The organism is Ureaplasma canigenitalium ATCC 51252, assembly GCF_000712165.1.
GTDB classification, from domain to species: Bacteria; Bacillota_I; Bacilli_A; order Mycoplasmatales; family Mycoplasmoidaceae; genus Ureaplasma; species Ureaplasma canigenitalium.
The window spans coordinates 113,540-126,740 of sequence record NZ_JONZ01000004.1; the positions used below are offsets into that span (position 1 = coordinate 113,540).

9 protein-coding genes are annotated in these 13,201 nt (G+C 31.8%); 5 read left to right on the top strand and 4 right to left on the bottom strand.

Going from position 1 to position 13,201, the window contains the following annotated elements; translation table 4 throughout:
- From deoC to T416_RS0100525, 3 genes are all read left to right on the top strand, one after another.
- Entirely contained in the window at positions 1–645 is a 645-nt protein-coding gene (gene deoC, locus T416_RS0100515) for a deoxyribose-phosphate aldolase (protein WP_031488886.1), read from the top strand.
- Positions 646–770: 125 nt separating this feature from the next.
- Positions 771–2,330, top strand: a complete 1,560-nt coding sequence (locus T416_RS0100520) for an MATE family efflux transporter (protein ID WP_031488887.1) — start codon at positions 771–773, stop codon at positions 2,328–2,330.
- Entirely contained in the window at positions 2,308–3,669 is a 1,362-nt protein-coding gene (locus tag T416_RS0100525) for a DEAD/DEAH box helicase (protein WP_031488888.1), read from the top strand. Before T416_RS0100520 ends, T416_RS0100525 begins: the two co-directional genes overlap by 23 nt.
- Before the next feature lie 56 nt (positions 3,670–3,725).
- On the opposite strand, the gene T416_RS0100530 is transcribed toward T416_RS0100525, so the two are convergent.
- The 4 genes from T416_RS0100530 to T416_RS0100545 all read right to left on the bottom strand — a co-directional run bounded on the left by T416_RS0100530 (position 3,726) and on the right by T416_RS0100545 (position 11,529).
- Positions 3,726–6,986: a DEAD/DEAH box helicase gene (locus T416_RS0100530; protein ID WP_031488889.1), complete on the bottom strand. Its 3,261-nt coding sequence runs from the start codon at positions 6,984–6,986 to the stop codon at positions 3,726–3,728.
- A gap of 244 nt (positions 6,987–7,230) precedes the next feature.
- Positions 7,231–9,039: an MAG3960 family lipoprotein gene (locus T416_RS0100535; RefSeq protein WP_031488890.1), complete on the bottom strand. Its 1,809-nt coding sequence runs from the start codon at positions 9,037–9,039 to the stop codon at positions 7,231–7,233.
- 137 nt (positions 9,040–9,176) lie between these two features.
- The gene (locus T416_RS0100540) at positions 9,177–9,638 is read right to left on the bottom strand and encodes a hypothetical protein (protein ID WP_031488891.1); all 462 of its coding nucleotides are present in this window, start codon (positions 9,636–9,638) and stop codon (positions 9,177–9,179) included.
- A gap of 79 nt (positions 9,639–9,717) precedes the next feature.
- Complete coding sequence (locus tag T416_RS0100545; RefSeq protein ID WP_051675843.1) at positions 9,718–11,529, bottom strand: ribonuclease J; 1,812 nt, start codon at positions 11,527–11,529, stop codon at positions 9,718–9,720.
- 118 nt (positions 11,530–11,647) lie between these two features.
- Between T416_RS0100545 and T416_RS0100550 the strand changes: the two genes are divergently transcribed.
- On the top strand, positions 11,648–12,487 hold the full coding sequence (locus T416_RS0100550) for a Cof-type HAD-IIB family hydrolase (protein ID WP_031488893.1): 840 nt from the start codon (positions 11,648–11,650) through the stop codon (positions 12,485–12,487).
- A 5-nt stretch (positions 12,488–12,492) separates the two neighbouring features.
- Positions 12,493–13,185 (top strand): tRNA (guanosine(37)-N1)-methyltransferase TrmD, encoded by a 693-nt coding sequence (trmD, locus tag T416_RS0100555; protein WP_031488894.1) that lies wholly within the window; start codon positions 12,493–12,495, stop codon positions 13,183–13,185.
- Positions 13,186–13,201 lie beyond the last annotated feature (16 nt).

Consider the following 13,201-nt stretch of genomic DNA (forward strand, 5'->3'; position numbering starts at 1 on the left):
ATGTCGTTGAATAAATTAATTGAACACACAATTTTAAAAGCAAACACTTCATTTGAAGATATTAAAAATCTTTGTTATGAAGCAATTGAATATGATTTTTTTGGAGTTTGTGTCAATCCAACTTTTGTGAAATATGCTAAACATTTACTAACAAATAGTAATGTAAAAGTAGTTACTGTTATCGGTTTCCCTCTTGGTGGTAATACCATTGAAACTAAAAAATTTGAAGCACATGACGCAATTAAAAATGGTGCCGATGAAATTGATATGGTCATTAACATTAGCCAATTATTAAATAACAATAAAGATTATTGTCTTGAAGAAATTAATGCTGTTAAAAGTGTTATTCCAAATCATACTCTTAAGGTGATTGTTGAAACTGCATTACTTGATGAAGAACACAAGAAGTTAGCAGCTGAAATTGTTAAAGAATCTAATGCAGATATTATCAAAACATCTACAGGTTTTAGTACAGGTGGTGCGACTGAACACGATATTAAATTATTTAAGTCTATTTTGGGGGATGAAAAAGGGATTAAAGCAAGCGGCGGTATCAAAGATTATCAAGATTTAGAAGTCTTTTTAAAAGCCGGAGCAACCCGTTTTGGTACTTCTCGAGGAGCATCTATTTTTAAGAATCGTTAATAATTTTTATAGTCTACTAACAGTCTGTTTTTCGCTTTGACTCGACAAACTGACTATTTTTTCATATCATTTAAATGACCTACCTTGTAGGTACAGGAGCATAGTTTTAAGACTATTATCTTATTATGAAAGCTAATCAGCCGACCAAAACACGAACCTGATTTATTGAAAGATTTGGTACAAAAAATCTTATTAAACAGCTCGCTAAACTATTTTTTCCAGCGATCCTTGAAGTTATTATTGTTACATCCTTAAACTATTTCGATAGCTTATTTTTAGCACTTTTTACACCAGAAAATCAAGGGACAATCGCGAAAACAGCAACTGTTCTTACTAGTCAGTTAATGTTTATGCCTGAAATAATTATTTTCGCGATCGCATCAGCTGGAAGCATTCTTGCAGCACAATATTACGGTAAGAAAGATTATCAACGCTTTAAAGAATGTATTAATTTTATGATGCTATTTTCAATGATAGCCTCTCTTACCTTTATGTCTATTTATCTAAGTGTGCCAACTCAAATGATTAATTTATTTGCTGGTGATAATTTACCTGATACAAATGATATCGCAGGTTTAAAAGCATATGAGATGACTAACCTACTTGCTTCCAACTTTCTCTTTTTCTTATCTCTCACCCTAATTCCGCTTGCTTTTGTACTTGTCATTGCTAATGCTCTTCGTCAGGATCGTGCCGTGGTTGTCCCGCTCATTTCAAGTATTGTTTCCGTTTTATTTAATATAATTCTTGACCCTATTTTGATTAAATTTCATGCATCAACCGCTCTGGAAGCGGTTAGGAATGTTGCTTATGTTACCATCGGTGCTCGATTCCTTGATATGCTTATCCTTCTTATTACCATTGCCGTAAGAAAGAATAAACCTTATCACATCTTTAATCATCCAAAATTAAGTAAGACCGTTTTTAAAGAAATTTTTAAACACGGTTGACAAATAATTGTTAATGAGATTGCTTATAGTGTTGGGATTACGGTCATCATTATGTTTTATTTAAGATACAATGCTGTCCATCGTGATGCGATTTCAACCGTAGCATTGCTTGTCCAAATTACCGGACTTGTCTGGCCTGGTGCCGCTGTCGTTGTTTCTGTTTTTGTCATAGCTGAACTCGGAGCAAATAAGCAAGAACTTGCGAAGAAAAATACAAAAATCATCCTTAATTGAAGTATTGTAGTTGGTATTGTTCTTGGTATAATTATTTTTATTATTTCTCTTTTTATTAACCCCATTCTAAATCCTCCAACTGACATCAATAACAAACTATCCGTTGAGCATGCTAAGAATATTGCTTTAACCGCACAACATCTTGAATGAATTTTAATGATGACTGTAATGTTACAGTCACCAATGGCTGTTATGTATTTCTGTATCCGTGGTGGGGGAAGTCGATTTATTCTTTTGATTAACACTCTACCAATTATTATTTGATTAATTATTATCGGATGTCTAACCAACATTAATGTTCCAGAAGATCCTAATGAACGGATTAATGTTGTTGTTGTTTTCTTTATCATTGAACTTAATAATTTATTAATATTAGTTATCAGTATCATCCTTCTTCTTAAGACAAAATGAGCGAACAACATTGTTGGAGTAAATAAGGAAGTTAATGACATAGAAAACAAAACTAATACCGAGGTAAATGAGGTACAGAATGGACAGTAACCATTTTTTATTACTAAATGAGTGGATTAAAGAAACACTAATTGATTTAAACATTAAAAAACCCACTGAAATTCAATCAAAAACTTTTTCTTCTATTATGAAGAAGGAAAGCTTAATAGCAATAGCTCCGACTGGTACTGGAAAGACCCTTTCGTACCTTCTTCCTCACTTATCAAACATTGATTTTAAATTGAAAAATCAAGTTTTGATTCTTGTTCCAACCCGTGAATTAGCTCGCCAAATTTTTAGTGTTCTGGCCTCCTTTAAGAAACATTATTCTATCCTTAATGTTAAATTATTGATTGGTGGTGTTTCAAAGGAAACACAAATGAACAAAAGACTTGATGAAGCACATATTTTAGTTGGTACACCAACAAGAATAAGGGAATTATACAGTCTCAATCTTTTTAATTTTAAAGATTTAAAAGCGGTAGTTTATGATGAAGCTGATATGCTAATGGATCTTGGTTTTGCTAACGATCTTGATTTTATTATGAGTAGTTTAAGTAAGATAGATCCACAAAAATTATGCTTCTCAGCGACTATCAATGATCTACTTGCTAACCAACTTAAAAAATATTTTGATGGTGCTAAAATCATCAATACTGGTTCATCAATATATACTAATAACAATATTAAGCATTATATTGTTCATAATAATGATAAATTGCATAGTCTTGCGATAATCACAAAAACAATCAATCCTTATTGTTGTCTTGTCTTCTGTAATACTAAGAAAAAGGTTGATGAAATTTTTAAGTATTTTAAGGAACTTGGAAGATCTGTTACTATTCTTCACGGGTCTTTAAAAGAGCGAGAACGTAAAAATACTTTAAAGGAAATTAATAGTAATCATTTTCAATATGTTATTTGTTCTGACATCGCAAGTCGTGGTCTTGATATTAATGGTGTTTCTCATGTTATTAATTATGATTTACCAAATGAATCTGAATGATATATTCACCGAGCAGGAAGAAGCGGTCGGGGAAAATATACTGGAGAATCGTATGTTCTTTATGATGGAAAACAAGATGAATATTTATCTAAACTTGAAAAAAGAAACATCCCTTTTCATCATTTAAAGGTAACCAATAACACCCTTGTTCCTATTAACTTTAAATTTAAAACAAAAAAGAAAATAGTTGACTATAAAACTGAAGCTGAGATTAAGAAAAAGTTAGCTACGATAAAGAAGAAAGTTAAACCTGGTTATCAAAAAAAGATTAAAGAAGTTATAAAGGAAATTAATCAGAAAAATAAGCGAGCTCACATCGAAAAAAAGATGAAAGCCGAACGTATTAAAAAGTATAAAATGGAAAACGCATCTAAAAAAAGATAGTAATATTTTTTTCTAATTACTATCTTTTTTCTTCGTTAGGCCAGGATGAAATGATTCTAAATACTCTGTTCTTCCTGGATTATTTTAGTTTTTTTCTCTTTATTAAAGTTCTTAATTATTTCAATCATTTTGTCAAAATATGGATTTTTTAATCTGGAATACAAATTAAGATTAGCAATAACATATAATTCATCTTTTGAGCGAGAAACAGCAACATTTAGGATATTAGGTTCTTCAAGTGCTCAACGAGCGGATTCCTCTTCTGTTTCGTCGCACCCAAATACTAAAATAACCCTTTTCGCTTCCTTCCCCTGGAAAGTATGAATAGTTCCTACATTTTGTTCTAGTATTTCATCAATCGGAATTTCATTTCCGTGTTCATTGGTAGCGATTCCTTGTTCTTTAAGATAGTCACTAATTGACTTTTTAAGAAAATTTCTAGTTTGATCAGCAACCTCTCTAAAAGGACTAATCACAAAGGTATCTGTTAGAAATTGCTTAATCTTTTCCTTTTTTCTTTCAGTCGCATCATAAGCTAATAGTATATTCAACTTTTTAATATAAATATTAGCAACCATTTCCGCTTGTGCTTTAACATATTTCTTATTCGATGTACCTACAACATCGAAAATATAAGCAGCACCTTTTGCATCGTTTTTACCCTGCACCATATTACCGTTATATGAAATTTCATTTGAAATATCAAACATAGGAGATTTACAACGTCGATGAACCCAGAGTGGTATTCCGTAGAATTTATTTATCAGTCTATCTTTTTCAATGTAGCAAAAGCGAGCATTTTCATCCACTATCGACTGTACTGATGAATTAAAGCTGACATATTTAGGATCAACCTTAAAGTAGTTAGCAATTCCGTTGACCACATTTTGTTCAATATTATTTATAGGGGGAATTTGTTTTGGATCTCCCACCACAATTATTTTTGATGCTCGATTGATAACCGGAATTAAACTACAAGGTACCGCCTGTCCGGCTTCATCAAGAATAACATAATTTAATTCACCGACAGAGAAATGGGTAAACATCTTTTCAAAACTAGCAAGTGTTGTACTAATCGCAGGAAAACAAAAAGTTAATCATTCGAAGGAAGTGTGCAGTGCTAATTTGAAATCATCCATTTTCACTTTAATTTTCTCGATGTCTTTTGAATAGTTATTTTTAAAAAATTCGATGGATTTAATAATATCGTCTAGGTTTTCCTTAATCACCTGATGACGAATTTTTAGACTATAAATTAAGAGTTTTGACCTTAGTTTATTTAATTCTGGTTCAAAGAAAGGATATTCCATTTCAACAGCATCCTTGTTACCAGTTTGGTCTTTGAAGAAAAATGAGTGAAATTTAAAATACTTCTTGTATTGATGCAATGATGTAATTTCGTTTAACAGCTTTTTTTCATAGTTTTTTGTGTATTCAAGATCATCATTACATGTTTTATATTCCTTAACAAATCTATTAAGGATTTCAAGGTTGCTAGTTAAATTTAGTCGTTCATCTTGGAGCATTTTTTTGCATCATTTTTTTCGCTTAAAATTAAAAGGACCTAATCCTTTTAATTCTAGTTCAAGATCATAAATCCGCTCCCTGTTTTGTTTAACCACATTCTCGCAAAACTCTTTATCAGCTTTGATTTTTGCTAATAAAGATCACAAATTTTCATTGTTTTTTTGATTATCATCGTTTTCAAAATTTAATGAATCTAGTTTGTCTAAAAGATTATGATATGTTAAACTACTCCAATCACCTTGTAATCGGGTTTTTATTTTTTTCAGCTCATCTCCAAGATATCAGAACTGATCTTCGATTGCTTTGTATAAATTAAAAAAGTCAGCATCACTTACTCGCTCATTATTTTGTATTAAATTATTTCTGTTTTGCAATCAATCAATAGCGTACTGTAGTTTAGTTGTATTGCTTTTTTTTCCACATTCAAAAGTAAAACCGATATGATGGATATCACTATTGAGATTCTTTTCTTTTTCATAAAAATAATTAATGCTTTTAATCAAAGATCAGAGGTCTTCATCATCAATACTATCTTTTTGGAAAATTGGTCATTCGTTAACAATGTTTTGAACTGCACTATTGTTGTTGCTAGTGACAACAATAGAATATTTTGAAACTGCTGGAATTAACCTTTTTTGAGGAACCTTGTCAATAAATTGCTTATCTGATTTATATTTGTTAATCGTCGTATAGTTATTGTTAGTGTCAAGTAACTCAAAAATTTGTTCAACCATAATGTGACTGAGAGCATCCTTTAAAAGAGTTGTTTTTCCAGTCCCTGGTGGACCATTTACACTGATGATGTTATCGTTAAAATTTTCATTACTTTTCTTAATGAAGAAAGTAGAAAGAGCAATTTGTTGCATTAAGGATAATTTATGTTTTGGGTTTGATGGAAAGCGACCAATATTACATTTTTTAGGGTTCATCAGGTAATAAAAAAGTTCGTGTTTTTCCTTTTTTCTTATGTCTAAATTATATTTTTCATCTAGTTTTCATTGGGGAAGCAAATAGCGATCAAGGAGGGGATTTGGTTTATTTATATTTTTAATAGCTTGCTCAATGCTTTTAGTATAAAACGAATCTAAATTGGTTGGTAAATCCCTTTTTTCCTGGATAGTGAAAAAAACATAACCTTCGTTCTTTTCTTCACGATTAAAGGTTTTGTAAAGTAGGTCAAAAACCGGATTGATTTGCGAAATTTCGAACTTTTCAAAAAGTTTATAAACATCCTTGTTAAAGTCTTGATAGTCATCAGTTGATGTCGGAAGTTTGTTTCTTTGAAGAATGTAGTAAAAAGGTGAAATATAAATCCGTTCTCGTTTCTTTATCTCATCTTCCTTGTCATTAATAGGGCTATAGGAAAAATCATTTTCCTCAATGGTGTAGCAAGCGACAAAACGGTCTTTTGGTTTTAATTTTTCATCAGGATCTTGCTTGTTCTCTTTATTTTCGTTTTGTAAAAAGCGCTTAGGTAAGATTTTTTCTAGTTTTTCAATATTAAAAAATAATTTTAAAGTTAAATTATTAACCGATCGATGTTCTGTAGTGGCCTGTTCACGGTATTTTTGAAATTCGTCTTGCAAAAACTTGGCAACATTCTTAATATCTGCAGGTTTAAACTTTTTAAAACCTTTGTTATTTTTGTTAAACTGTCTAGTTCCTATGGTTCAACTCTTATTTTCGTTTTCATTAATATCGAAGTCCACTTGGGCATTATTTAGAAGCTCTATTAACCATCAAGTAATAAGAATGTCTAACTTTTTTTCGATTGCAGGATTTTTAACCATAATTTATACCTTAATGTTTCAATATTAATATTATCTTACTGTAGTGTTTTAAATAGTAATTATTATTGTTGTTACTTATTTTATAAATTTTAAGAAAAGGGATTAATAACAATCCCGACAATATATACCCCTTTTTACATAAACCCCCCTTAAAAAGAAAAAAACCACAAAGCATACACTTTTAGTAAGTGTAAAACTCAGTGGACTTTTTATTGTTTAGTTTTTAGTTTTAATCTTTACTTATTTATTTCCCAGTCTTTTCATCCTTTTCTTTCACCACAATGTCATATTCCTTTATGATGGAGTCTATTTTCTTTTCCCCCTTAGCGATATAACTATCATCCGGAGCCCCGATTTCCCCTTTTGGTAAATCAAGAGTTCTTCAAAAATGACCATATGCCTGTTTTAAGAAAGCATACACCATATCCCGCTTTCCCTTATATTTATCCAGAAAAGCAAGTTTAAAAGTGTTTTGGCGGTTATACAAAGTATCAATGACCGTCAAAACCGGAGCGACTTCGTCATAGTATTCTTTCGCCGCAAAGAAAAAGAATTCCGTGAAATCTGTTTTGTAATTCCCATAATACGGTTGACTACCAGGGAACATTTGAATCTGTACCTTCGCGGTTTCCTTCACTGTCATCCCTAAAATATCTTTAACCGTGATGTAATCAAGCAAAGCATTTTCGTAAAACCCAATTTTGTCACGGTACCCATTAGCGTATGCATTATCCTTAAAATTTTTATCCTTTTCTCATAGCCCATTAACCAAGACATTTTCTTTTTCAAGGAAAGTTTCAAGCACTTTTGCTTCTAGTTTACTCATAAGCAAAGCGGAAATGGTATTAGAGTATAACCAAGTCAATCAATCATTTGAAAATACTTCAATGATGTTTTCATCCTTAGTTTTATTTAACTCATTTTTCTCAAAAAATTGACGGGAAAGGAATAATTCGCTATCCATCCGATAACGGTATTGTTTAGCCCCAATTCTACTTCAAGCGGGAGTATTATTTGGAATAAAAACACGATTAAGCGACCAGGCATAACTAGGGGAGCGATAATCTTTCCCGTCACTACCTGTTCGTACATTATTTGAAACGTGGACGTCTTCTTCTTCCCATTGATCAATATGATATATCTTATACTTATCGCCTTCTTCTACAAACGGCACTTTTAAAAGAGCAAGTGGTATCCCGGATGGTTTACCGATGCTTTTCATAGCACCAACGACATCCTTCGTTGACAATGCATAACTATCATACCCGGAAAGACGGACAAGATCAATCCCAGCAAAGATTCTTAGATTATCAAGTAAATTTTTTATGTTCGTTTCACCATCAAAGAAATTTTCGTTTAAATTATGAATGGCCTTAGATGCGACACCGTAAACACGATTGAATAATGTCTTATATGCTTCTTTACTAAGAGTCTTTTGTTTAGCCTTCACCCGACGAATAAGACTAGATGCGGCGGACAAAGTTGGAAAAACGGCACCTACAATCTGTTGAATATTAGCAAATTCTTCCCTTACCGGGAAAAGCATTCTTATATAGTTTTCATTACTTAAAAAAGCATCCGACAAATAGTAATAAGGACTATTTGGATCTGTCACTTCGATACTTTCTACCTGATAAGCACCCTTATCTACTTTTTCATACATCCCAGTCTTTAAATCAACAAATGCTTCTTTACCCTTTTCTAAACTACCATCATATATTTTTTTCTTAGTAATAAACGCTTCTTCTTTACCATCCGGTTTTTTAATCTTTTCTATTACGACATTATACTTTTGACTTTCGATGTCTTCATCCTGATATACATACTTAATCCCGTCATAAAGGAATACCTTTTCATTAGTGCGAGAGTTGTTTTTATCCTTCTCAGTTTTAGGAGATGAAGAGCTACCACCAGCTTGGTCAGTTCCACCAGGAACTTTTGTTTTTCCATTATTACCCTTATTGTGACTACAAGAGACAATGATTGGAATAATGGTTATTAGTGCGAGAGAAGAAGCTAGTGAAGATAATATTAATTTATTTTGCTTTGTCATTGATAACTCATTTCACCATTCATATTAACTTTATTATATTACCTATTAGTGTCATTCATCAGTTATAAGAACATATGAAAGATAAAAAAAAGATTCATACAGAGATGAATCATTATTAGTGTCTTTTCATAGGTATTTTATCTTTGTTCAAAATGCTCAATAATTTTAAGCACATCATTGACATTACTAGCTTTAAAAAGTTTTGATCGGTTGTTCATCATATCTACAACCCGAATAGCACCTTTTTCCTCACCAGCTAGAAGAAGATAACCGTAATCATTATATGTAATATGCAGAGCATCGATCATTTCAAGGGTAACCTTATCCCTAGTTGGTAGATGTACTTCATATTTAAGACTTTTATTGCTCTGGTCAATTAGAGCATTGACCATATCATCAAAAGGGAAATGGTTAGTTGTGATTTCCTTAGTATCGTGAGTATCTAATTGGATTCAGCGTTTTGTTTCGTTGTTTTTTTGTCAGTTGATAAAAAAACCTCTATCCTTGCTGAATTTCATTGTTCATCTTCGGTCATCACCATCTGTGATGGAAGTACAAGCAAAAGCAATTAATTCCTTGCTAGGAGTGTTCTTTTTCATATTTACCTACTTTTTCTAAATCAAAATAATTATATAAACTAAAAAAGGAGGAGGGATGAAACAAAACACAAGGAAAAGACTAAAGTTGGTCAGAAACGATATCTTCGATATCTTCTTCGATACTTTCTTTGAAGTCTTTCTTTTCAATGAATTCAATATAGTCTTTTTTTGCAATTAGGTTTTTAATGTCCATTTCATCAATAATAGCGATGTTTATGATTGGATTCTTCTTTCGCCATTTTCAGACAATTGCTTTAACTTCATTTTCAATTTTAGTGGTGATTTGTTGTTTAAAATCCTTAATAGAAGCCGTTTTAATAACATTTTCTGCAATTTCTTTGGAAGAAGTTACAATCTTGTTTACAAGTCGCATTGATTCCTTACTAAAAAAACATCCACGTGTTGAAAGATTAGGAAGGGTTAAGATTTTTTTCTTATTGATTGAAGTCGCGATTTGAATGGTAAGGATACCATCACTTGAGAGAGTAAGACGATCTTTAAGTAAAGCTTGTGCGTTGGCGGTCACATCTTTACCGTTAATAAAAGTTGGTGACGAAGGAACATATTGATCGGTCAATGTCATTTCCCCGTTTAGAAGTTCGGTAATTTGTCCATTTTGAGCGATGATGACCTTATCACGATCAAAACCAAGGTCTTCAGCATTTCGTTGAATAGCTCGGAACATTTTGTATTCACCGTGGATTGGAACAAGATATTTAGGATTAATTGCTTTTATCATTAGTTGCTGTTCGCTTCGTGTCGCATGACCTGAAGCATGAATTTTTTTATTTGGATGATTTTCATAAACAGTCAAACCAAGACGGTAAAGCTTATTAATCATTTGCTCAACTTGAAAGTAGTTTCCTGGAATTGGATTCGAAGAAAGAATAACGGTATCAGATGGTTTAAAGGTAATTCTAGAATGGTTGTTATTAGCCATAACATTTAAAGCGGCCATCTCCTCACCCTGACTACCGGTAAGGATAACCAAGATTTCGTCATCATTGTAGTTAGCAATTTCTTTGTGGGAAATAAAAGAAGTTTCAGGAACTGTAAGGTACTTTAAGTTTCGAGATATTTTAATGTTGGCTTCCATACTTCGGCCAATGATACAAATCTTTCGGTTTAGACCGACAGCCATCGCGATTATTTCTTCAACACGACTTAGATTACTAGCGAAAGTGGAAATAAAAATCCGACCTTTTGCATTCTTCATATAGTCGTAAATATTGGTAAGAATATAACGTTCCGATTCGCTAAAACCAGGAATTTCAGCTGAAGTACATTCACATAAAAGAGCATCTACTCCCCGCTTAGAAATGGAGTGGATTTTTAATAGGTCGGCTTGATCCCCGAAGGTTGCGAAGTCAAAACGGAAGTCACCAGTTGAAACAAGATTTCCGTTTGGAGTTCCAATAAAAACACCGAAAGCATCAGGTATGGAGTGACAAACCCGAAAGTAGTCAATAGTAAAATGTTTTGTCTTAATCATTTTGTTTTCATCGATTACTTCAATTATTGGCCGCTTAATGTCTTTATACTCCGACAGTCGCTTGTCGATTAATTTTGCTGGTAAAGCTCCAGCATAAATTTTTTCTACATTTTTAAATCGAAGAAGGTGGGGAATTCCACCGATGTGGTCTTCGTGTCCGTGGGTAACACAAAGAGCAACCACTTTCTTATCAGTATTTTGTAAGTATTCGAAATTAGCAACCATTCCGTCAAAACCGGGTAAGGTCGCATTAGCAAATTTAATTCCAGCATCAACGATAACGATTTCATCGTCGTATTCTATACAATAGGTGTTTTTTCCAATTTCTTCCATTCCACCGATGGCAAAAATTTTAGTAGGTTTAGTCTGCACTTTGCGATTATTTGTTTGTTTTCTCATATCTATAATTTTTATTTACTATCTATATTTCAGTCACAGTAAAACTGCAGTAATTTAACAAAAATAATATTGTCAAGTTTATATAATTTTATATGAAAAAAGAAAAAATATAAACACAATGAAATACAAAGCACTTTTTATTGATTTGGATGGGACACTTCTTTGTAAGTTTAAAAAAATTAGTAGAGAGAACCTCCAAGCTCTCGAGAAATATTATCTCGGAGGAGGAAGTATCGTTCTTTCAACAGGAAGAAGTCCTTTAAATACTTTTAAAATAGTCGATAAAATTGAATCAAATACAAAAGTTAAAATTCGTTATGTAAGTTGTTTTAATGGTGCTATTGTTTATGATTTAGAACAAAAAAAACCACTTTTTGATAGTAAAATCAGTGTCGATGTAGCTAAAGCTATTTACCAGTATGCTCTTCAAAATAAATTAGGTTTTTGACCATATAATAAACGCTATACTGATAAAAAAATAATTGATATTTTAAACACTAATTATGCTTTTGTCATTAAGCTTTTTTATCAAAAGCAAAACAGTGTAAATACAAAAGTAATCAATGATTTGTTTGATGATATTTACAAAATTAATATTATTCCTTCACATTTGTTTAAAAAACACACAGAAGAGATCTACAACAAAATGAAGGATGCTTTTGGTTTAAATTTAAATCTTTGCTTTACTAACAAACATATTATTGAAATCACAAACCTAAATGTGAATAAAGGAACTTCATTAAAGTTTATAGCTAATCTCCTTAATCTTAAAAAGGATGAGATTGCGAGCATTGGTGATTCTTTTAATGATGTTCCAATGTTTCAGGAATCAGCAATTTCAGCACTAGCACGGGTTAAAAATATCAAGCTAGTTAAAGATGCTACTTTTATTATGAATAAGAAAAATAATAAAAAATCAGTTGCTAAGTTTATTAATAATTACTTACTTGAGAGTTAGAGTATATGCAGATAACCATTATGACACTTTTTCCGGATTTATTAAATAAATGGAAAAAGCACAGCATCGTCAAAAGAGCAATAGATAAGAAGAAGGTTAAGATAAGAATCGTTGATTTTCGGAAGTTTAGTCACGATAAACATAAAAAGGTCGATGACTATCCTTATGGCGGTTCACCAGGGATGGTGCTTTGTCTTGAGCCGATTGTTGAGTGTATTAGAAAATATAAAAAAAAGAACACAAAAGTTTATCTAACAAGTCCGAAAGGATTTGTTTGGAATCAAAATAAGGTTAATCAGTTTGTTGAAGAACAGAGTGACATTATTCTTATCGCTGGTCACTATGAGGGTTTTGATGAAAGAATTAAACACTATATTGATGGTTATGTAAGTATTGGAGATGTTGTTCTCTCTGGTGGAGAAATTCCTTGTATGCTAATTGCTGATTCAATCATTAGAACACTAGATGGGGTAATTAGTAATGAAAGTTTAAGGGATGAAAGTTTTAATCACTATTTACTTGATTTTCCAGTCTATACCAAACCTAGAGATTTTGAAGGACACAAGGTACCTGAAATCCTTTTTTCAGGTAATCATCAAAAAATTGATGAGTTCAATTACAATAACAGAATAATTGAAACTAAAAAATATCGTAAAGACTTATATCGTAAGTATTTAATAACAAAAGGTAAGCAATAATTTTTGTTATCTCTCT